This window comes from Acinetobacter sp. ANC 7912 (assembly GCF_039862785.1).
Classification (GTDB): domain Bacteria; phylum Pseudomonadota; class Gammaproteobacteria; order Pseudomonadales; family Moraxellaceae; genus Acinetobacter; species Acinetobacter thermotolerans.
In genome coordinates this window covers 384,903-406,046 of record NZ_CP156795.1, presented here as the reverse complement: position 1 = coordinate 406,046, position 21,144 = coordinate 384,903, and the positions used below count along the sequence as shown (strand labels likewise).

The 21,144-nt window shown below is 39.7% G+C and carries 22 protein-coding genes; 8 read left to right on the top strand and 14 right to left on the bottom strand.

The window, feature by feature from the left end:
• Nucleotides 1-53: 53 nt before the first annotated feature.
• The 12 genes from rplS to ispH form a co-directional block, all read right to left on the bottom strand.
• Complete coding sequence (gene rplS, locus ABEF84_RS01945; protein ID WP_004787066.1) at nt 54-425, bottom strand: 50S ribosomal protein L19; 372 nt, start codon at nt 423-425, stop codon at nt 54-56.
• 176 nt (nt 426-601) lie between these two features.
• Nucleotides 602-1,351, bottom strand: coding sequence for a tRNA (guanosine(37)-N1)-methyltransferase TrmD (gene trmD / locus ABEF84_RS01940; protein WP_347454471.1), 750 nt, complete (start codon nt 1,349-1,351; stop codon nt 602-604).
• A 41-nt stretch (nt 1,352-1,392) separates the two neighbouring features.
• Nucleotides 1,393-1,941, bottom strand: coding sequence for a ribosome maturation factor RimM (rimM, locus tag ABEF84_RS01935; protein ID WP_347453520.1), 549 nt, complete (start codon nt 1,939-1,941; stop codon nt 1,393-1,395).
• Nucleotides 1,942-1,970: 29 nt separating this feature from the next.
• Entirely contained in the window at nt 1,971-2,228 is a 258-nt protein-coding gene (rpsP, locus tag ABEF84_RS01930; protein WP_034587736.1) for a 30S ribosomal protein S16, read from the bottom strand.
• Between the two features lie 125 nt (nt 2,229-2,353).
• A complete protein-coding gene (locus ABEF84_RS01925) occupies nt 2,354-2,797 on the bottom strand; it encodes a type IV pilin protein (protein ID WP_347473284.1) in 444 nt (147 codons plus the stop codon).
• On the bottom strand, nt 2,791-3,243 hold the full coding sequence (locus tag ABEF84_RS01920; protein WP_347454473.1) for a prepilin-type N-terminal cleavage/methylation domain-containing protein: 453 nt from the start codon (nt 3,241-3,243) through the stop codon (nt 2,791-2,793). Before ABEF84_RS01920 ends, ABEF84_RS01925 begins: the two co-directional genes overlap by 7 nt.
• 10 nt (nt 3,244-3,253) lie before the next feature.
• Entirely contained in the window at nt 3,254-7,171 is a 3,918-nt protein-coding gene (locus ABEF84_RS01915; protein WP_347473511.1) for a PilC/PilY family type IV pilus protein, read from the bottom strand.
• A gap of 19 nt (nt 7,172-7,190) precedes the next feature.
• The gene (locus ABEF84_RS01910) at nt 7,191-7,964 is read right to left on the bottom strand and encodes a pilus assembly protein (RefSeq protein ID WP_347454475.1); all 774 of its coding nucleotides are present in this window, start codon (nt 7,962-7,964) and stop codon (nt 7,191-7,193) included.
• Nucleotides 7,965-8,933: a PilW family protein gene (locus tag ABEF84_RS01905; RefSeq protein ID WP_347454476.1), complete on the bottom strand. Its 969-nt coding sequence runs from the start codon at nt 8,931-8,933 to the stop codon at nt 7,965-7,967.
• Nucleotides 8,933-9,484, bottom strand: a complete 552-nt coding sequence (pilV, locus tag ABEF84_RS01900) for a type IV pilus modification protein PilV (RefSeq protein WP_347473285.1) — start codon at nt 9,482-9,484, stop codon at nt 8,933-8,935. Before pilV ends, ABEF84_RS01905 begins: the two co-directional genes overlap by 1 nt.
• A 2-nt stretch (nt 9,485-9,486) precedes the next feature.
• Entirely contained in the window at nt 9,487-9,972 is a 486-nt protein-coding gene (locus ABEF84_RS01895; protein ID WP_347473286.1) for a GspH/FimT family pseudopilin, read from the bottom strand.
• Nucleotides 9,973-10,135: 163 nt separating this feature from the next.
• Entirely contained in the window at nt 10,136-11,086 is a 951-nt protein-coding gene (ispH, locus tag ABEF84_RS01890; protein ID WP_347454479.1) for a 4-hydroxy-3-methylbut-2-enyl diphosphate reductase, read from the bottom strand.
• A 134-nt stretch (nt 11,087-11,220) separates the two neighbouring features.
• Between ispH and gmk the strand changes: the two genes are divergently transcribed.
• From gmk to bfr, 6 genes are all read left to right on the top strand, one after another.
• The gene (gmk, locus tag ABEF84_RS01885; RefSeq protein WP_347453512.1) at nt 11,221-11,844 is read left to right on the top strand and encodes a guanylate kinase; all 624 of its coding nucleotides are present in this window, start codon (nt 11,221-11,223) and stop codon (nt 11,842-11,844) included.
• 74 nt (nt 11,845-11,918) lie between these two features.
• Complete coding sequence (gene rpoZ, locus ABEF84_RS01880) at nt 11,919-12,200, top strand: DNA-directed RNA polymerase subunit omega (RefSeq protein WP_004650579.1); 282 nt, start codon at nt 11,919-11,921, stop codon at nt 12,198-12,200.
• 211 nt (nt 12,201-12,411) lie between these two features.
• A complete protein-coding gene (locus ABEF84_RS01875; RefSeq protein WP_347473287.1) occupies nt 12,412-14,514 on the top strand; it encodes an HD domain-containing protein in 2,103 nt (700 codons plus the stop codon).
• Between the two features lie 75 nt (nt 14,515-14,589).
• On the top strand, nt 14,590-14,973 hold the full coding sequence (locus ABEF84_RS01870) for a RidA family protein (protein WP_347473288.1): 384 nt from the start codon (nt 14,590-14,592) through the stop codon (nt 14,971-14,973).
• Nucleotides 14,974-15,161: 188 nt separating this feature from the next.
• Nucleotides 15,162-15,356 (top strand): bacterioferritin-associated ferredoxin, encoded by a 195-nt coding sequence (locus tag ABEF84_RS01865; RefSeq protein ID WP_347453509.1) that lies wholly within the window; start codon nt 15,162-15,164, stop codon nt 15,354-15,356.
• A gap of 239 nt (nt 15,357-15,595) precedes the next feature.
• Entirely contained in the window at nt 15,596-16,060 is a 465-nt protein-coding gene (gene bfr / locus ABEF84_RS01860; protein WP_347454482.1) for a bacterioferritin, read from the top strand.
• A 67-nt stretch (nt 16,061-16,127) separates the two neighbouring features.
• Here the strand turns inward: bfr and ABEF84_RS01855 are convergent, their stop codons facing one another.
• Nucleotides 16,128-17,762, bottom strand: a complete 1,635-nt coding sequence (locus ABEF84_RS01855) for a Wzy polymerase domain-containing protein (RefSeq protein WP_347454483.1) — start codon at nt 17,760-17,762, stop codon at nt 16,128-16,130.
• Nucleotides 17,763-17,849: 87 nt separating this feature from the next.
• Here ABEF84_RS01855 and ABEF84_RS01850 point away from each other — a divergent pair, with 87 nt between their 5' ends.
• On the top strand, nt 17,850-19,028 hold the full coding sequence (locus tag ABEF84_RS01850) for a glycosyltransferase family 4 protein (protein WP_347454484.1): 1,179 nt from the start codon (nt 17,850-17,852) through the stop codon (nt 19,026-19,028).
• A complete protein-coding gene (locus tag ABEF84_RS01845) occupies nt 19,025-20,053 on the top strand; it encodes a glycosyltransferase family 4 protein (protein ID WP_347473762.1) in 1,029 nt (342 codons plus the stop codon). Before ABEF84_RS01850 ends, ABEF84_RS01845 begins: the two co-directional genes overlap by 4 nt.
• Here the strand turns inward: ABEF84_RS01845 and ABEF84_RS01840 are convergent, their stop codons facing one another.
• Nucleotides 20,054-21,139: a glycosyltransferase family 1 protein gene (locus tag ABEF84_RS01840; protein WP_347473761.1), complete on the bottom strand. Its 1,086-nt coding sequence runs from the start codon at nt 21,137-21,139 to the stop codon at nt 20,054-20,056. It lies immediately after the preceding gene.
• Nucleotides 21,140-21,144 lie beyond the last annotated feature (5 nt).

Below are 21,144 nucleotides of genomic sequence, written 5' to 3'. Positions count from 1 at the left end.
CATAAAAAAATGCGCCAAACGGCGCATTTTTTCGCTTTAAAGCAAGGTCAAAATTAACCTTGTTTACGAGCTGGTAATTTTTCACGAATACGTGCAGCTTTACCAGACAGTTCGCGTAGGTAGTAAAGTTTAGCACGACGAACGTCACCACGACGTTTCACTTCGATTTTAGCAACGATTGGAGAGTGAGTTTGGAATACACGCTCAACACCAACGCCGCTAGAGATTTTGCGTACTGTGAACGCAGAGTTCAAGCCACGGTTTTTCTTAGCAATTACAACGCCTTCAAACGCCTGTAAACGCTCACGGTCACCTTCTTTTACTTTTACTTGAACAACTACTGTGTCACCTGGTGCAAAAGCAGGGATATCTTGTTTCAACTGTGCATTTTCAACAGCTTGTACTAAAGGATGTTTACCGCTCATGGGGTATCTCCAATAATGTGTGGGTCAGAAGAGGTCTGAGTTCCACTGGGTATAGAGGCTAAATCGCATAGACCCGGTTATCTTTCCCTTTATGCTTGACCACTTCAATGCATAAAGAGCCTAATTCTTAAATACTAGAAACATGATTGTTTCAGTATGCGCTCGGACAACAATAATTATTTATTGTGACCTTGCAAATCTGCTAGCCATTTCTTTTGCTGCTTGCTCAGTTCCACTTTTTCAACCAGCTCGGGCCGGCGTTCCAAAGTGCGCTGATATCGCTGCAAAAACCGCCATTTTTCAATATTGGCATGATGTCCCGACTTCAATACTTCTGGCACATCCATACCTTCAAAATGGTCTGGCTTGGTATATTGTGGGCAATCTAAAAGACCATCCACAAATGAGTCTTGAACGTGTGATTGTTCGTCGGACATCGCACCCGGAAGTCTCCGGATAATACTGTCTAACAGAACCATCGCAGGAAGCTCACCACCCGATAACACGTAATCACCTATTGACCATTCCTGATCAACGTATTTCTGGATCAAACGTTCATCGACACCTTCATAACGACCACAAAGTACAATCAATCCGTCATAGTTTACGAATTCTTGTACTGCAGGTTCATTTAAGGTTTTTCCTTGTGGTGACATATACACCACAGGAACATGAACTGCTCCCGCTTGCGCTGCAAGCTCTTTGGCACGGTTTATTGCTTTCGCCAGAGGCTCAGCCATCATCACCATACCGGGACCACCACCAAATGGACGTTCATCCACCCGTTTGTAATTCCCTTCAGCAAATTCTCGTGGATTAATACAATGAATTTGTATCAAGTCACGTTTTGCCGCGCGCCCGCTAATACCGTAGGCTGTAATCGCTTCAAACATTTCAGGAAAAAGCGTTATGACTGCAAAGAACACCGCAGACTCCTCATTTTCCTGCTGCATTAATTTTGACAGGATTAATAATCCACGCCCCAATTAACGTAAATACGACCAGCTTCGAGATCAACTCGCTGTACCACATCTTTATGCCATGGAATCATTCGCTCTTCGCCATCGACGCTTTCAGCAGTAGCGCGAACCACCATTACGTCATTGGCCCCTGTTTCAAACAGTTCATGGATTTGACCGAGATTCACTTCCTGTTCATTTTCATCCAGACCTAACACAGTTAAGCCTTTCAAATCTGACCAGTAGTACTCGTCCACGCCCGGTTGAGGCAGTTGCGATTTTGAAATCCAGATATTTGCGCCAACCAAGTTATCTGCTGCCGTGCGATCAGTTACACCCTTCAGCGAAACAACCAGACCTTTGCCATGTGGTTTCCAACGTTTTACATCTACAGTTTGCCAACCTGCTTTGGTCTCAATGTACCAAGGAAGATAGTCAAACATATTGCTCATAGGTTCCGTGTTGGAATAAACCCAGAGCCACCCATTTAATCCATATGCTGAACGTAACTGTCCAATCTGAATACGATCTTCGGGAACATTCTGTGTTGGTGTCATGGGCTCACTACTACCTAATTCGTTAAAAATTATGCAGCAGCTGCAGCTTTCTTAGCTTGTGCAGCCAAAGAAGCAACACGTTCAGAAGGTTGAGCGCCTTGAGCAACCCAGTGTGCAAAACGGTCAGCATCTAAACGAAGTTTTTCTGCTTTACCTTGAGCTGTAGGGTTGAAGAAGCCAATACGTTCGATGAAACGACCGTCACGCGCATTGCGGCTATCAGTTACAACAACTTGATAGAACGGACGTTTTTTAGCACCACCGCGTGCTAGACGAATTACGACCATGTTAATACTCTCACATGTTAAACAAAGCTTTTTAAGTTCGAATGAACTAAAAAGGCGAATATTTTACGATATATTCGCCTAAAGGGAAAGATCAAAAAGTGTTTATCCATAATTTTGAATTTAGATTAGCGGCCGTCCCAATTAGAGTTAGCTGTAGGAGTACAGGAGGAACCTTTAGTCCAACACCTATATCCTTGATAGTTTAATACCAATTCGCCATTGCCATCCTGCGTGCTCGATGACACTGGTTTGGCCGTCAATAACCACGTATCTCCAGTCACATCAGAAAGTTCAAATTCATACAGTTTTTTTGAAGCATTCGGATAATCCGATGACACGCCAAGATCACTTAAGGTCAAAGCATTTCCATTGGCTTTGACATAAGAGGAATTAAGTACTTTATAGCGTTGTAATAATCCGGCAATCCTAGTCATTTCAGCTTGAGCATCGACACGGTTAGCTTTAACAACATATTGAGTATAGCTGGGATAAGCGATAGCAGCTAAAATCCCAATTATTGCCACTACAATCATTAATTCAACTAATGTGAAACCTTTATTATTTACCATGGCTGACTTCCTGTTTGTGCACTATCATCCCAAGGCTCACATTTAAAATCCACATCACTCTCTAAACGTGATTTACACTTTAAACCTGTGCTACTCATAAGAAAATAATAGTTTTTAGGATCGGTTGGCGGCTCTACTTTAATAAACCATCCTCGTCCTTGAACTCCATCACCTAACCCTTTATTGGTACTATCTAAATCATAGATATTTAAACTATATCCATCAGGAAGTATCACATTCGTGGCAGTGAAATTTCGATAATTAAAATTTCTGGCACGATACCGTTCTAATTGCTCAGCAACTTTTAATATTTCCTGCTGAGCTTTCGCCTCATTATTTTTCCTGATGGTTTCCTTATAGCTTGGTATAGCGATTGCAGCAATGATCGCAAGGATCACCACCACAATCATTAGCTCAATCAAGGTGAAACCTTTGCTATCCTGCATAAAATTTCTCCTAGCGCTCATACCAACGCTGCGAAATAAATTTCGTCTTACCTTGATATGTTTTCAGGGTTTTATCTGTTGGTAAGTTTAAAACCAAGCCCCGTTTTTTGTCGATACCACCAAAACTGATACCAATATTTCCTTTACCTAATTCGATATCCTCTGGACGTGATTCTTGTTCATAGCTTCCATCAGCATTTTTCTTTAAACATTGGCCATAAGGTAAACAGAATTGTTTGGCAACACTTTTCCCTCGTACGCCCCCGTAGCAATTTACATCATCAATATCCACTGTAGCATCAAACACACTGGTATATAAATCATTAGCAATTACAACGTTGTCATTTAAAATACGGTTCTTATTAGCTAAAGGATAATACCATCCACCATATGTTAAGGTTGTAGCAGTATTACCATCAGCATTTTCAACTAATTTATTACCGCCAGAACCTGAAACCCTTACATCTACTGTAGTTAGCTCACTATCAGACATTACAGGCAAGTTTCTTTTGGTGACATCCTTATCATAAATAACATACAACGCATCACTCTGATCTGATTCAGACATTGGGAAACTTAGGTTACCTGAGCCAATTGTCACTACACCAAATAATCCATTACCCTCATTATGAACACTAAATGTTGGCGTGCTATAAAAACGCGGAACATTTGATGCTGTAGACATATCCATAATTCGGACAGCACGTTTGGCAAAATTAGTACTTTCACCTGCTGATTTTGATGAATCCAAATCGACTCGCCATAATTGGCCACCTAAGTCCCCAAAGTACAAGTGATCTGCAAGACCATCATTATTTCTATCAATAGCCTTAATTTGACTGACCACACTACGTTTCATGTTTGCAACATGCAGCGAATCAGATGAAGCTGCGCTTTCATCAGCATGCGCACTCGCCCACCAGAGCAGAGAACCATTTTCTGCATCAAATACATATACACCAGCACCTTTATCTGTACTTGATGAAGGTCGGAAATTTAAATTCTCATAAGCATCGTCATAACCACCACCTACGATCATGACTAACTTACGTGTACCTTTCCAGTTCACCCAGGTAATCGTTGGTTTGGACCAACTTTGTCCCATATAACTTAACGGGCTATATGCTGCCGCTCTCTGTGGATCAATTCTAAATTTGATTTTTGGTGTTCCACCTGATGAAGTGACATCAGATAAATCCAGAGCATAATAGCTTCTACCTCCCATTCTGAGACCGCCATAGAGCCATTGTTTACCATTCTTAACACTCACTACAGGCTCATTTGCAGAACTACCGCTTTGAGTTGCATATTCAGTATAGGCTGTCCATTGTCCATCTATACCATATTTCAATAAATTGCCTTGTTGAAGCTGATTTAAAAAGCCCTGATACTGATTTTCAATCATTTCATTTGGCACAAAAGTAAATACTTCTTTGCCCGCATCAGAATCAGAAGCACTATCACCTGCACGCACAATATGTAATAAACCTTGGGTTGTACCAAAGACTATTAGATCATCTCGATTAATATAGGTTAAATCGCCTGTCTGGGTATCAAACTTCGTTTTACCTTCTTGTGTAATCAATATTGGCTTAGAGTGCATGACTGCACCCATTTGTCTTAATGTCGCATTTGCATTAGTCAAGAAATTGCTAAAGGTTGTTTGCGCTCCAGCGGTATTACTTGCTAATTGATTCGCTAAAGCCGATTTCACATCGTAGCCAAATAAAGCTGCAATATATCCACGTTTAGGATCTTTAGCATAGTTATTTACATTATTAAGGACTTTTAGATCACTGGTTTTGATCTGTAATAAGTTCGAGTTATTGGAAACAGTAGTGACTTGACCATCCTCTGTGATTTTTCGATCAGTAAAAATTTTACGTTCTACATTATTATTCATACCAAGTTTAAGCTGACTTAAAGCACCACCTACGAGTACCTCTATATCCTCTTCTATTTCAACATTATTAACTGTTTTGATTTTAGTAATCATTTTTTTAATAGATGTATCTGCCCAATAGTCTTCTGGACTATCTACACTGACACCAGTTACTTCATCAACAATTTTGTCATTATTTTTATCGCGAAGAATATTATTAACAACTTTATATTTCTTTAAGTTACCAATCCATGTGGTTACCTGTGCATCAGGTGCTGGATCAAATTGAGGGAAATAACCCCAAGGCTGAATATTTTGGGTATCTAAATTATCTACCGGTACAGTCACTGAACCTGTAGTCACAGGTGGAATATATTTTTGAAGTTTTTTCAAAAATTTTAAAACGCTATCTACGACAGCTTGATCATTATTACCAACATAACTCCCCCCACCTCCAAGAATACCCCATTTGTCAGCATCCTTTTCATCAGAAGTACTTTTGTTGCTAAAATCATTACCAAAACCAACAACAGCTGTTTTAATACTTACTCCAGCAGGATTTAAGGTTGGGTCTAAAAGCGCTTTTGTATAAGCTCCGATGCAATCCCAACCATTACGCGAAGTCATTTTTGAATCTGAACTATAGCCAGATGTGAACTTGCCTAAAGTACTATCATTGTTACAAGAAAAACCACTAGACTTCGTATCTAATGTTTTTTTCATAAAATTTTCTAATACTGTTCTATCATGTTGCTTGGTTGCATTACTACTGCCACTGCTATAATAAGTTGGCGCACCATCAGTTAAGAAATAGATACCTTGAGTATTACACTGTTTTGCTGAAGTCACGGATGCTGGTGCAATATACTTTGTATCACCACTAATACCTGATCGATTGGCACTAAATCCTGATATGGATCCTGCATCAGCAACACCTGACGTTGTTTGCCCCATCATATAGGCAGCAACTTCAGCAAAAGCATAACCTGTAGGTGTACCACCTACGGCATTTAAAGCATTGACACCACGAATCATTCGCTTACGATGTGTTTCATAAGCAGTACCTGTATACGTTTGTATAAACTCACCTACAGCTGTCGCTGTTTGTGACCTAGTCTGCTTCTTCTTCTCGATAGCAGTCTCAGTTTCTCTTTCTTCAGTACAATTATAAGAAGGCCGACCCGTATCCTTTCTACACTCTGTTTGGCTATTTTGGGTAGAGGTTACTGTTCCAATATCTGACCAACCTGAATTATCTGAAGGAGACCAATTATTGAAGGTATAAACTTCATCCTCAGTACTAGCATATTGAGTTAACTCCGAAATACTTTTCGTAGACTGTACCCAAGTTTTACATACTGTAGCAGAGGTAGTCCACTCAACACATTCCTCTACACCTAGGGCATTACCCCTTTGTTTCGAAACCGATACTGCACCAGTTGATATAGATCCATCTCGCGACCAACTACTCCAAGTTGTCCAACCTCCCCAAGCCCCCCAGCTAGTCCAATTACTCATCCCCCTCCTAGAACTTGTTCTAGTTCTAGTTCTAGTTCTAGTTTGACTTCTTAGTACGTCTTGAGTTTGAGTTCGTGAGCCAATATACGTTGTAGGTGTTCTGACTCTATAAATCTCTCTAACACCTAAGCTCGTCATCTCCCCTAAAGGCTTGGCTTCAATAGTAATTCTCCCAAATGGACCATTTCGATTTGGAGAACTAAACTCAGATAAACCTACCACTAATTTGTCAGGTAATGGTTCTATTCCATCAGAAACACTGCCTTGCAACAACTTGATCATTCCCTCTTTAAGCTTATCTACCCTATTTGGGGAACAACCACTATTGGTATTGACCGTACCATTAGAATTATCGCAATAAAGCATACTTCCTGATAAGTCAACCATAAACATGATAGTCGTCTCTGAGCTTTGAGGTGCCTTATACAACTCTGTGTCACTTGCAAAACTAGGTAAAGCTGAGCAGATTAAAGAGGTCAGAATTGCCGTATGAACAGCAACTGTTAATTTTTTATATTTTGTTTTCATTTCAAAATCCCCAAATTTCTTAGCTCTTAGATGCATAACTAATCACGGCATAATCCACGACCTGTTGACTATAAGGAACGCCCAATTTGCTAAAACATTCTGCGACTGTTTCCTGTCCAGGAAATTGCTCAGACTTCACATTGATATGCTTCTTGAAACAATCATTGACATCCGTACTAAATGAACTCCAACCACTCCCCGAACCACTTGCAGCACCAGGAATAATAGTAGTAACTACCACCTGCACAGGCTGAACCTGATCTAGCTGTACTGTCGATACATCTGTTCCCAAAGGGTAGAATTTAAATGGGACATCTGTTTGCATACTGGTTTTCTTCACTGCCACCTGTGAAATCATAAAATCACGGCTACTACTGTAATCTGCAGAGGTATACTGGCAAAAACCTGTTGTACCCATTTCGGAATTATTAATCCCATTAGTATTGTTAGTAGGATAAATAATACTCGCTTTGTTAATATCAAATACTTTCGACTGGTTCTTAGGTCTAAAACAAAACACCAATTCTTTATTTATAAAAGCATCGGACTTCACCATACCGAATAAGCCTAAAGAACTTAAATTTTTCTGGAAAATGGCTGAATCCTGATTATCTCTTTCTAATGCAAAAAATACCGCATCTGCAGTCTGCTTCATTAAACTTTGTGCCTGGCTGTTAGTTGCCACATTCAAACCCACCAAACTTTGCTTAACCGCTAAAGTTCCTATAAGAACCATAAATATCAGCACAAACAATACAACTATTAATGTTGCTCCTCGTTGATATTGCTTCATTTATAACTCCTCCATAAGACCATAGCCATTTCTTAAAGCAACGGTTTGACTAACAACATCTCTCACATATTTTTCAGTCAAACTTGAATTAAGCGTGACATCAGAATTTAGGACTCTAAAAGAGTTAGGTAACGCATCATTTCCGCTAATCGTGTCATATCCACGAACTAAAGCCCCTATTTGCACAGACATGATACGAGCACGTGGATTGCCATCTTTTTCCAAACTATTGTCTGCCCCGATATATTCATCAATAGTCATATAACTAAATTCATCAGAGTCATTTTGTTTGACTCCCAGCAAAACATGGAAATAATCCACACGACGCATAATTATTTGACCATTGTCACCAAAATTTTGTATCCCTGTAGGCAAAGCATCGGTAGCAACTAAGCTTTTGTAACGGCCTGCATCACAAGCTAAAGCCAAATCTTTAGTGTCCCCATCTGCTCTTAAAAAATATCGCTGTACAATGAATAAACCTTGATCAATTTCATCTTGAGTTATGGCATTACCTTCACAATCAAAACCATTTGGATCGAATGCTTTGTATTGAATAACCAGTTGATCACTCGCTACATTTACATTACTTGGACCAACTTTAGATCTGGTGAGTTTTGCTATATCTACGGATGAATTTTGTAAATAGAGAGGAAGATTGGCAGATTGAATTTCTTCATCTTCTTCTGTCAATGATGCATAACTTTTAAAGCTTGTTAAAACAATGCCACTATATTTATTGCGATCATTAATAATGGATAAGTCTGCATCTAAATTTGCAAGCTTTATATCCTTGATCAGATAATTCAAACCAAAATTACCGTTATCTTGTAATTCAGCTAGGCTTTTCTGCAAATTATAATTAATACTTCCTGTTAAGAAGAGCTGGAGACCGGCCCCAATAACAATTAGCCCTATAACCAAGGACACCATAAGCTCAATGAGGGTGAAGCCTTTAGAATATTTCATTAGTAAGCCTCCAAAACCACACATTTAGAATCGGATAAAAAGCTGCCATTATTGGTACACGCAGTATCACCACTACCATCGATCGGCTGAGTTTCTCCCCAAGCAACATAAACACAATAACGTTGTAAGCTCATACTACCTGGGCATTCATTAAGTGCGACTTTCATACCTGCTCTATATGCACGATATAAAATTTCATTTGCGTCTTCTTGAGCAAAATCTTCACTTGAACATTTAGAGGCTCCTTTGCATGCAGGAGTATGGCTAGATATCGAGTATTTTCCAGCCATTGCCTTACTATAAGCATCAATTAACTCTTCGACATCATCTGCACTCACAGGAATTGACTTAGATAAACCTGACTTATTCGCCCTCATCCTTTCAGATAAATCTCTTGCTAAATTCATTGCTTGAATACGACTCGAGGCATCTAACGACGCCTCCATGGCTCGAACTTGCAATACAGAGAATCCTAAAACCCCTATAGACAGTAGAATTAAGGCCACCAGTACTTCTACAAACCCTACACCTTGTTGGTTTTTTATTTTCATTATTAACACCCTCCAACAAATGCAGAAGTTTTACTGCTGGATACCCGCCCAAAATGGGTTAAAGAAATAAAATTTTCAGCTTCCCCATTGGTTATTGTTATCTCTAAATTTGCTGGTAATCCATCAACATTACCTTGGGGTAAAAATTTAATTGAACTCAAAGGTGGAGACATTTCTGTAGTAGACCAGGACCCGCCTACACAAGCTCCCTCAATAAATTCCAAAGTTACGCCTTCAACTGGATTCCAATAGCGGTTAGCTGGATCGTCCTGACCATTTGTACCCAAATGCACAGTAATATCTTTACGATATAAAACAGCATCAGATCTCGCTTGGGTCAAAGATTCCTCTAAATCTGTAGTAGTTTTTTGTATTGATCGCTTGTCCATCGTGTCCTGAAATTTAGGAGCTGCGATAGTTGCAATAATCCCAAGTACTGCAATGGTTACCATGAGTTCAATTAACGTAAATCCATTCTTTTTCTGCATACCCTTCCCCAAGGCAATAAAACTTTACCTCATTAAAAATAGTATCGAAAGAAATTACAAAACCCACACGAATAGAGACAAACGGCATAAAAAAACAGATAACTGCAAAGTACAATTACCTGTTCATTTAGAAATAAAAATCAGTAAATTAAATAAGTCTTTGTCATGCTTGAGTAACTGGGATACGCAATTCTTTTGGTAGACTAAAAGTTATATTCTCTTCCCGACCATGTAATTCTTGCGGAATAGCAGCTCCCCAATCCTGTAAACGCTGAATCACTTGCTTAATCAAAATTTCAGGTGCTGAGGCTCCCGCAGTCACCCCAATCTGAGTTTTCTCATTGAACCATTCCTGTTTTAACTCATCTGCATTATCTACTAGATAAGCTGGTTTACCCATACGTTCTGCCAGTTCACGCAAGCGGTTAGAATTCGATGAATTTGGGGATCCCACAACCAGCACCACATCACAACGTGCTGCTAAATCCCGTACCGCGTCCTGACGGTTCTGAGTCGCATAACAGATGTCATCTTTACGTGGTCCCTGAATATTCGGGAATTTCTTACGCAAAGCATCAATAACTTTAGCTGTATCATCAATCGATAAAGTAGTTTGGGTGACAAAAGCCACCCGATCTGGATTTCGGACATTTAAAGCTGCAACATCTTCTTCATCTTCGACTAGATAGATGTCACCACCATTTTTTTTGTCATACTGTCCCATCGTGCCCTCTACTTCTGGATGACCCTCATGGCCAATCAAAATTGCTTCAACCCCTTCACGAGCATATTTGGTCACTTCAATATGAACCTTAGTCACTAATGGACAAGTTGCATCAAAGACTTTCAGCCCACGGCGTTCCGCTTCTTGTTGTACTGCTTTAGACACACCATGCGCACTAAAAATCACAATATTGTCATCTGGCACTTCATCCAGCTCATCGACAAAAATCGCACCGCGCTGACGCAGGTCATCTACTACAAATTTGTTATGAACGACTTCATGACGCACATAGATCGGTGGATTGAAACATTCTAAAGCCCGGTTCACGATCGCGATGGCACGATCCACACCAGCACAGAAACCACGCGGGTTGGCTAAAACAATTTGCATAGAATCCTCAATACTCACTCAATTTATAGCGTAACAATTGAAATAAATGTCAAACAATCGACGTACAACTATTTAGTTTAAAGCAGCTCTGCTCTAAAATAGAGAAGATATTTTATCATATCAGGAAAAATATCATGTCGGGTCTCTTGTTTGTCGTTTCTGCTGCGTCCGGAACAGGCAAAACATCCCTCGTTAAGGCATTACTTGAACGCGTCAATAATCTTCACGTTTCTGTTTCTCATACGACACGCGGGCAACGACCTGGTGAACTCGATGGCGTACATTACCATTTCTCTACTAAAGAAGACTTCTTAAATCTGGTCAATGAAGGTGGCTTCATTGAATATGCAGAAGTATTTGGTAACTATTACGGTACTGCTCAAGCGACGGTAAAAGAACAACTCGCCAAAGGCCACGATGTATTATTGGAAATCGACTGGCAAGGTGCACAACAGGTTCGTCGTTTATTCCCTGAATCCAAACAGATTTTCATTTTACCACCTAGCCAGTTTGACCTGCGTCAGCGTCTTTCAAATCGCGGTACCGATTCTGTTGAAGTGATTGAACACCGCCTTAGCTGCGCGGTTGAAGACATGCAGCAATATGTCAATTTTGATTATGTGATTATTAATGATGACTTCAACAAGGCCCTGCATGACCTTGAAGCTGTGATTATTGCCAATCGTCTGGTATTGTCTCAACAAGCCCAGCGTCATGAAAAACTGATCCAGGCTTTAATTACTCCAAAGGAAGAGTGATTAAAACTTGAGTCTTTAGACAAAGCATTTTATACTTCGCAGTCTGTTAAAATATTATCCAAACGAGAATTCCTATGGCACGCGTAACCGTTGAAGATTGTTTAGACCATGTAGACAACCGCTTTGAGCTTGTACTAGTGGCAAGCAAACGCGCGCGTCAATTGGCACGTCAGGGCATTGAACCAACTGTAGAATGGGACAATGACAAACCGACTGTTGTTGCTCTACGTGAAATCGCAGCTGGTCATGTTTCTAAAGACATTCTGAAACAACGTGATCAAGATTACCAAACATCTAGCCTTGACCTTGCACTTTCTGCAAATAACCTGAATTTAGATGGTTTTTCTTTCCAATAAGACGCCAATCTGCAAAAAAGCCTAGTTTTAAACTAGGCTTTTTTATTTTCTGACTTTTATATTCTGCGTAGAACGGTTATAACATAAGGTTCAACAATTAAGTTTGTCTTATTTTTCTGTGAAGAAGAACGGAATAATTCGACTTTGCGACTTGCATTTCTCCCATGTATTCGCATATTTTTTGTATAGAATTCAGTTTTAAAGGTGTTATATGCCAGGCCCACAGGTCAGCCAAGCCAAGCAACAGCTTAATATCATCATCGACGCTTATTTGAGTGCCAGTGAAGTCGAGCGCGTGCTTGCGGCCTGTGATTATGCCGATATTGCCCACGATGGGATTACCCGGAAAAGTGGTGAACCATATATTCTGCATCCGATTGCGGTGAGTTGTATTCTGGCGCATATGCGTCTGGATACCGAAACCTTGATGGCTGCCCTGCTGCATGATGTCATTGAAGATACTGAATTCACCAAAGAAGATATCACCGAAAAATTTGGCAAGACTGTAGCTGAGCTGGTCGATGGTGTGACGAAACTTAGCCATTCAAGTGATAAGGAATACAATAAAGCCGCTTCTTTCCGTAAAATTCTGCAAGCCACTTTACAGGATCCACGTGTCATTATTGTGAAACTGGCGGATCGTTATCACAACATGACCACGCTGGATGCGCTGCGCCCAGATAAACGTGCGCGTATCGCCAAAGAAACCTTTGAAATTTTTGTCCCAATGGCGCGTCTGGTTGGCATGAATGAGATGGCAGACAATCTAGAACACCTCTGTTACCAGAATCTCGATCTGGACATGTATAACAATGTACAAGCAGCCTTACAGCAAACCAAAGCTAAACGCTGTGAATATCAGGCGATCTGGGAACAGAAACTACATGAACTACTCGAAAAAAATGCCATTCAAGGCCGCATCAAAAAGAAAAATAACAATATCGAACTCCTCCGCCACTTCGTTAAAAATGATCTCAATCTGCAAGAACTGACTCATAGCCATGCCTTTGAAATTATTTTACAGAGCATTGCTGACTGTGACCGTTTTGCCGAGTTATTAAAAGAAAGTTTCCAGATATTAAGTTTTGAAGATCATATCCGCCGCCCACTGCCCGGTGGTAACCAGTCTTTAAATATGCGCCTGAAAGGTGTGAAAACTACGCTTTCCTTGACCATTCAAACTGAATTGATGCGAAAGGCTGCCCGTTTTGGCGTGGTGCTCGGTGAAAATGCGCCGCAAGCCTGCCGTTCTGCGATTCAGGCATCGATGCAAAACCTGAACGTGCTGGTGGATGGCGACTGTGCCAAAACTACCTTTAATGAGTTGCTAGACTATCTGCACCAGGAAAAAATCTGGGTCTATACCCCGCATGGTCACCTGCATGAATTACCACAAGGCGCAACGGCAGTTGATTTCGCCTATTCCGCTAGCCTGTTCCTCGGCAACCATGCCGTAGGGGCAAAGATTGACGGTGAAACCAAGCCCCTGTCTACCCCTCTCAATAGCGGTCAGGTGATTGAAATCATCACAGATGTTCTGGCTTCACCAAACCCGGACTGGCTTAGCTTTATCAATACCCAAAAAGCCCGTCGTGCCATTCAGAATATTTTGCGCAACCAAGATATCGATGAACAGCGTATGGTCGGTGAACAGGCACTAAATCGTGCCCTAAAATTATTTAATCGTTCTATTCAAGACCTAAATGAAAGCGACTGGAATAACATTCTGCAATGGCGGCATATCCCAACCCGTGAACGTCTGTATGAACAAATTGCAGTTGGCGACCTTTTGCCTCAGCTGGTGGCCAACCATCTATTTGCTCAAGACACTGAGCACAATGCGAGTTCAAACCGCCTGATTCAAGGGACTGAAGGTGTTGACGTTAAATATGCCCATTGCTGCAATCCGGTTCTGGGCGATCCAATTCAAGGCCATCTGACTCGTCGTGGCCTGATCGTACACCGCGCCCGCTGTGCAAATCTACTGCATGAGCAGCATCTGCATCCAGAAAATATCATGCCATTGCACTGGACCGATGAAGACAATGAAGATATCAGCTTCACGGCTTACCTATCCATTGAAATACCGATGAATGATGAGCAGATTTCCGATCTGATCTATCAATGTCGTAAGGCGCATTCCGGTGTTGAATCGGTGCGTAATTATGAAGGCAAGACTTATGTCAACGTGGTGGTGCATAACCGTAAGCAGATTGCCCAGCTGATCCGGGATCTGCGCATGCAATATGGTTTCCCACGCATTAACCGTTTACCACAACCAATCAGTATTGCAGAAGCTTCGAAGGCCAGTTAATCATTTAAAACGATAATGCTTTTGCCCATGCAATTGTTCGAATATGATGTATGTTGATGATATAAGGAGTAATTGATGTCCCGCCAAGTGATCCATACTGAAAATGCCCCTGCTGCGATTGGTACCTATTCGCAAGCGATTCTTGTTGGAAATACCTTGTATCTTTCAGGTCAGATTGGCTTGGATCCATACAGCATGGAACTGGTAGAAGGCATCGAAGCTCAGATTCGTCGTGTATTTGATAACCTGAAAGCTGTTTGTGAAGCTGCGGGTGGTACGCTGGCCGATATTGCCAAACTGAACATCTACTTGACTGACCTTTCTCATTTCCAGTTAGTAAACCAGATCATGGGTGAATACTTTGCTCAACCCTACCCTGCACGTGCTGCATTGGGCGTTGCCAGCCTGCCTAAGGGCGCTTTGGTCGAAATGGATGGCGTCGTAGTTATTAATCAATAACTTATAATCCATTAAAAGATACCACCCTTGCGCGAAAGCCCGAGTATTACTCGAATTTCCGCTCAGGTGGTATTTTTTTATCTAAATCAACCATCAGATTAAACGCATTTTCAAATGATTTTTATTGACAAACGATAATAATTATCAATAATACTACTTATCTTATTTCATTATTGTGGTTGGATCAGATGTACGTTTGTTTGTGCCGTGGCATTACCGATCAAGATATTAAAGAAGCAGTTGCAAATGGTGCGGAAAGCTACCGCGAAATCCGTGAATTGCTGGATTTGGGTACCTGTTGTGGCCGCTGTGCACCAGAAGCACGTATGATCATTAGTGATGAAGTAGCACAAATTGCCGCGCGTCTGGCAGTAGCAGCATAAGCTATTCCAAATTTATTTCCTATAACCATAATGATAAACCAATGATCTTCGATCATTCTTCCTCCCCCGCCTGACTCTGGCGGGTTTTTATTGCTTGCCATTTCACCTGAACCTTTTTGAGTGCGATTTTCATTTGCAGTTCAATAAATTACTCGCCATGATCCACTTGATTGATTTAAGATAAGTTCATTCAAAGCCCATCGTGATCAATGGGTTCACAGGCTATATGGAGTGATACGATGAAAGGCAATCGTGATGTAATTAATCAGCTAAACCAGGTGTTGTATCACCACCTTACAGCGATTAACCAGTATTTCCTGCATTCACGCATGTTTAATGACTGGAGTATTGAGCAACTTGGTTCTGCAGAATATAAAGAATCGATCCGCCAGATGAAACATGCGGACAAAGTGATTGAACGTATTCTGTTTCTAGAAGGTCTGCCAAACCTGCAGCACCTCGGCAAACTGTATATTGGTCAGCATACCCAGGAAGTACTGCAATGTGACGTGCGCAAGGTCAAAGAAAACATTGAAGTGATCCAGCAAGCCGTCGCACTGGCTGAACAGCAGATGGATTATGTGACTCGCGATCTGGTTCAAGAAATTCTGGAAAAAGAAGAAGAATATCTGGACTGGACCACAACTCAGCTTGACCTGATTGAAACTGTTGGTATCGAAAATTATATTCAAAGCCAGCTTTAATTCAGATACACATAAAAAAGCCATCATGATGATGGCTTTTTTATTGGGTTAATGAATGGTACGAAAATTATTTTGGCCTATCTTTCATGACATCTGCATAACTTAATTCAGTCTTCTGAATGGTATTCAAACGCCACAGCTGATGATGTGCTTCTTCTATATAGCCGTTAAAAGCCAGCAAACGAATGTACTTGATGAAGTTGTACTTGGTCGGATAGCTCGCCACCAGCTTTTCATACTGATGAATCTGTTCTTTACTCGCTTTGGAATAAGGGTTTAAACGAATCCAGTTAATCCGGTGATTAAATTCAGTCAACAAATAAATCGGTTTCTGATTGGTAATTTTTTCTGGTTCATGTTCATAACGGATGCTCTGTCCCAGTTTTGGTACTACGGTATCGTAATCACGGTAAATAACCGCCAACAGAACAACCCCAACCGCAAAAATAACTTTTATGAACCAGGTTGGCATGGTAAAAGTTTTGTATATATCTGTTCGCTGGGCCAGCACTGTGCCCATAATAAAACCGACTGGTAACAAGAAATAAGCATAGTGCTGCGGAAACTCAAACATCATATGCGTCACAAATGCGCCGATCATCAACATGCCAATCACGGATTCTGGTGTTTTCACCCAGCGTTGCAGCTGGTAGCCCAGATAGCCGAAATAAGCCAGAAAAGGTACACCAATCACGGCACCATTCCAAAGCAGGAAATCGATAATGAAGTTATGGGCACTACGGATCCAGACTGGCCCTTGCACCGTATCTGTAATAGAAACAAACGCCACACTGGTCTGATACCAGCCATATCCCCACCATGGTTCTGCGGTAATCGCATGCAGCATCTGTTTCCAGATCGCCATACGTGACATATCCCCAGTGGCACGGGATACCAGTTCACGGCTATAGATTTCCATGCCTGTTAGTTGTGCAATAAATGGACTTAATAAAGGAAAAAGCAAAATACAAAAGATAAAAAACAATAGCCAAGCTGTACTGTAATACCATTTCAGGCGAATAATGCCTTTGTATTGATAAAATGCCAGATAAAACAGAATCGCAGTTGAAGCCACCCATGCTGTCCGAGATTGACTTAAAGCCACACCCATCACGATTGGCACCGCGCAAGCGATTAGCCATTTGGTCTGGATTTTTTTCTTTTCATATAAATATAGGCAACTCATCAATGCGATGAGCAGAAAAGTTGCCATATTATTGGGTTGGGCAAAGTTCGCAAATGGGCGTGTGGTACCGCTAATATTCATCATGCCCGGCAACACAGCATCCAGATTAGACCACTGACACAATGCAATTAGCCCCGTGATTGTCCCTGAAGCTAAAAATACATAGCTGAGATTAGTAAAGGTTCCTTCCCGATCAAACTGTCCTATTGAAAGGTTATAACCTAATACAATCGCCAGCCAGAAACTCAATACATAGAGTGCTCCCATCATGGCAACACTAAAGAAAAATACCTGCCCTGCCAGCAACTGGATCAAAGGGACACAAGCCAGCACTAATAAAGGCAAGCCTATCGCAGGCAGTTTAATTTTTTCTTTTAAGAAAACCGTTACTAATACTAATAAAGCAAAAAACGCATATAACTCACCAGTATAAGTCACCCATGGGCGGTAATGTACAGGCATCAGCCATGCTAGAGAGATGAGAATAGCTGCTATTAGGGCGAGCATGAATTTCATGTGAACATCAGGCAAAAAAGGTTTTGCACATGATAATCAAAAAATAGTTGGCTGTGAAAAAAGCGTTTAAAATTCTAAGAATCCAGTATGATATTAACGGGGATCAAATTTAGATTTATTATTGATATGAACCAAAAAAAAATTTTAATTATTACTCGAAATCTTCCGCCTTTAATTGGAGGCATGGAGCGCCTTAATTGGCACATTGCTGATGAATTGAGTAAAAAACATGACATTCTTCTATTAAGCCATACGGAAGCAAAACAACACGCACCGAAGAAATGTCATTTTTTTGGCGCAACTCTAAATCCTTTACCTGTATTTTTGATTTTAGCTTTTTTTCAGACTTTTTTGATTTGTTTACGCTATAAGCCAGACGTTCTCTTTGCTGGCAGTGGTTTAACTGCTCCGATTACAGTGTTTTGGGCAAAACTTTTTAGAAAAAAAAGTATCGTTTATATACATGGATTAGATATAAATAATGGTAGTCGAGCCTATAAACTATTATGGCTTCCTTTTATTCGTCAGGCAAATCAAATTATTACCAACAGTACTCCTACAAAAAATCTAGCAATTAAAAATAAAGTTGAAGAAAGCAAAATTGAAATTATCCATCCTGGTGTTAATTTCCCCCCCCCTTCAAAAGATCCAAATCTTATAAATAAATTAAAAGGTAAGTTCGATCTACATGATAAAAAAGTCTTATTGTCGGTTGGTCGCTTGACAGAGCGAAAAGGTATTTTAGAATTTGTTGAATATTGTCTTCCATCTATTGTAAATGCTGAGCCAAATACAAGATTAGTAATTATTGGTGATACCGCTACTCACGCTTTAAATAACAAATTTCAAACCCAACACCAAATCTTAGAAATTGCCAAACAAAATCATATAGAAAAAAACGTCGTATTTACTGGGGCTATTAAAGATGAAGAGCTTTCTCAGTTTTACTATTTAGCAGATGCACATATTTTCCCTGTTAAACATATCCCCGAAGATCCTGAAGGTTTTGGAATGGTTGCTATAGAAGCAGCAGCACATGGAATACCCACGATAGCATTTGCCACAGGAGGAGTGATTGATGCCGTACAACACAACAAAACAGGCTATCTTATACCTTGTCAGGATTATCGAGATATGACTAATAGTGTAAGTAAAATCCTAAAAAATAAAAATTTAATATCAGATCAAGAATGTACACGATATGCTGAAAAATTTGCTTGGTATAATTTTAAAAATAATATTGAAAAAGTAATGGCAATTTTATGAAAAAAATTAAGCCTGCAATATGGTTTCCAGCAATTAAAACTAATACTGGTACCGATAAATTTACAGAGCAATTAGTTTCTGCTTTAAATCAAAGAGGATTAAGAGCTGAAATTACTTGGCTACCTCACCATGCAGAATATTTACCTTGGCTAGTCCCCGTCCCTCCACAACCGGACTGGGCAAATATTGCACATATAAATACCTGGTTACATCCAAGATTTTATCCTAAGAATATTTCACTAGTTGCGACCTTACATCACTGTGTCCAAGATAAATTTTTTCTTCCATATAAGACTGTTACACAAAAGATATATCATAAATTTTGGATTACTAAAATTGAAAAACATTGTTTGAAAACTGCTGATTTAGTTACAACTGATAGTCAATATACAGCTCAATGTATTAAAGATATTTTCGGTAATGATTATGCTCATGTTATCTATATTGGTATAGATAGCAAAACTTTTCATCCAAACGAATTATTAAGACCATTTGATAAAAATAAACCTTTTAAACTGTTGTTTGTTGGAACTAATTCAATTCGTAAGGGCTTCGATTTATTACCAGAAATAATGCAGAAGCTTGGTGAGGATTTTCAGCTTTTCTACACATCAAATGCTGAACAATATGAACCATTACCAAAAAATATGATTCAGTTACCCCCTCAGAAAACAACACAAGATTTAGCTAATACATATAGATCTATGAATGCTTTAATTTTTCCTTCAAGACTTGAAGGTTTTGGATTAGTAGTCGCGGAAGCAATGGCAAGCGGTTTACCAGTAGTAATAGCAAATAGTTCTGCATTAACAGAATTAGTTACACACTGTGAAACAGGCTTTTTATGTGAAAAAGACAATATTAGCGATTTTGTCCAAACTATTAGAAGCTTAAAAGAAAATCCAGAACTATGTAGAGAAGTAGGTAAAAAGGCTCGAAATATTGCAACCACGAAATTTAGTATTGAGGAAATGGTGAATCAATACATTGATCACTATACTAAATTAGTTAACATGGAAAAATAATTAAATATCGATATCATTGAATATCCTTAGCATACTCTCGGCACCAATTTTCCATGACATTCCAACTTTAGACATCGGTTTTTCTGAAGATAGTGCATTAAGAATGCCATCTGCTAAGCTATCTACCGATAAAGGGTTAATATAAATGCTCTCATCACCCCCTGCTTCTCGAAGTTCAGGTATATCAGAAGCAACAACTCTTGTACCACAGGCCCTCGCCTCTGCTGCAGGCATTCCATACCCTTCATACAATGAAGGCAGAACAAATACTTCTGATCCAGAATAAAGTGCTGCTAGATCTTCGTTAGGGATATAACCCAACTCCAAAATTCCATCAATATTTTGATCAATTTGATATTTTAATTTTTTGTTTTTCCACCCCATTTGTCCTACTAGAACTAAATTTAAGTTAGAGAATCCCTTATTACGTATAATTTTAAATGCATTCAACAATGTTATAAGGTTCTTACGAGGTTCTAAGGTTCCAATAAATAAAATATAAGGATTAAATAAGTTATATTTCTGACGTACTGCTAATATTTCTATAGAATTTCTTGGAGAAAATTCTTTACCTGTTCCAGGAACAACAATAGAATCTACCTGTCTATTTAGTAGATCTTTTACTCTCTCCGCTGTTCCTGAAGAAATAGCCACCACTTTTGTTGCATTGACAATATCTTGTCTAAAATACAATCGATGCGCAAGCATATTAATAAATGGCATCGTCTCAGGACATATTAAATGATTTAAGTCATAAACTGTTGCTACGACAGGAATGTTACCAATAAGATATGATGGATAAAGCGTTCTTGTAGCCCAAAAAACATCTAGATTATCTTTTTTTATAAGTGATGCAGATCTCCATTTTAGCCAGAAATAACCTGACATTAATGGATATGATCGATTTGATCTAATACAAAAATGTTGGAGATTTTCAGGGAAAGATAGTGAGCATCCCTCTGGACAATAAGCAATAAACTCTATATCTGGGCTCAGATTCACCATTTCATCTAATAAATTCCATATATAATTTCCAATTCCTGTACGCTTTCTAGCTAAATCTCTTGCATCAAACCCTATTTTCATAACAT

Excerpts from the sequence above, each read along its gene's own strand:
- rplS (WP_004787066.1), bottom strand. The coding sequence starts at position 425 with ATGAGCGGTAAACATCCTTTAGTACAAGCTGTTGAAAATGCACAGTTG.
- rimM (WP_347453520.1), bottom strand. The coding sequence starts at position 1,941 with ATGACACCAACACAGAATGTTCCCGAAGATCGTATTCAGATTGGACAG.
- rpsP (WP_034587736.1), bottom strand. The coding sequence starts at position 2,228 with ATGGTCGTAATTCGTCTAGCACGCGGTGGTGCTAAAAAACGTCCGTTC.
- ABEF84_RS01925 (WP_347473284.1), bottom strand. The coding sequence starts at position 2,797 with ATGGTAAATAATAAAGGTTTCACATTAGTTGAATTAATGATTGTAGTG.
- ABEF84_RS01920 (WP_347454473.1), bottom strand. The coding sequence starts at position 3,243 with ATGCAGGATAGCAAAGGTTTCACCTTGATTGAGCTAATGATTGTGGTG.
- ABEF84_RS01915 (WP_347473511.1), bottom strand. The coding sequence starts at position 7,171 with ATGAAAACAAAATATAAAAAATTAACAGTTGCTGTTCATACGGCAATT.
- ABEF84_RS01910 (WP_347454475.1), bottom strand. The coding sequence starts at position 7,964 with ATGAAGCAATATCAACGAGGAGCAACATTAATAGTTGTATTGTTTGTG.
- ABEF84_RS01905 (WP_347454476.1), bottom strand. The coding sequence starts at position 8,933 with ATGAAATATTCTAAAGGCTTCACCCTCATTGAGCTTATGGTGTCCTTG.
- pilV (WP_347473285.1), bottom strand. The coding sequence starts at position 9,484 with ATGAAAATAAAAAACCAACAAGGTGTAGGGTTTGTAGAAGTACTGGTG.
- ABEF84_RS01895 (WP_347473286.1), bottom strand. The coding sequence starts at position 9,972 with ATGCAGAAAAAGAATGGATTTACGTTAATTGAACTCATGGTAACCATT.
- ispH (WP_347454479.1), bottom strand. The coding sequence starts at position 11,086 with ATGCAAATTGTTTTAGCCAACCCGCGTGGTTTCTGTGCTGGTGTGGAT.
- gmk (WP_347453512.1), top strand. The coding sequence starts at position 11,221 with ATGTCGGGTCTCTTGTTTGTCGTTTCTGCTGCGTCCGGAACAGGCAAA.
- rpoZ (WP_004650579.1), top strand. The coding sequence starts at position 11,919 with ATGGCACGCGTAACCGTTGAAGATTGTTTAGACCATGTAGACAACCGC.
- ABEF84_RS01875 (WP_347473287.1), top strand. The coding sequence starts at position 12,412 with ATGCCAGGCCCACAGGTCAGCCAAGCCAAGCAACAGCTTAATATCATC.
- ABEF84_RS01870 (WP_347473288.1), top strand. The coding sequence starts at position 14,590 with ATGTCCCGCCAAGTGATCCATACTGAAAATGCCCCTGCTGCGATTGGT.
- ABEF84_RS01865 (WP_347453509.1), top strand. The coding sequence starts at position 15,162 with ATGTACGTTTGTTTGTGCCGTGGCATTACCGATCAAGATATTAAAGAA.
- bfr (WP_347454482.1), top strand. The coding sequence starts at position 15,596 with ATGAAAGGCAATCGTGATGTAATTAATCAGCTAAACCAGGTGTTGTAT.
- ABEF84_RS01855 (WP_347454483.1), bottom strand. The coding sequence starts at position 17,762 with ATGAAATTCATGCTCGCCCTAATAGCAGCTATTCTCATCTCTCTAGCA.
- ABEF84_RS01850 (WP_347454484.1), top strand. The coding sequence starts at position 17,850 with ATGATATTAACGGGGATCAAATTTAGATTTATTATTGATATGAACCAA.
- ABEF84_RS01845 (WP_347473762.1), top strand. The coding sequence starts at position 19,025 with ATGAAAAAAATTAAGCCTGCAATATGGTTTCCAGCAATTAAAACTAAT.
- ABEF84_RS01840 (WP_347473761.1), bottom strand. The coding sequence starts at position 21,139 with ATGAAAATAGGGTTTGATGCAAGAGATTTAGCTAGAAAGCGTACAGGA.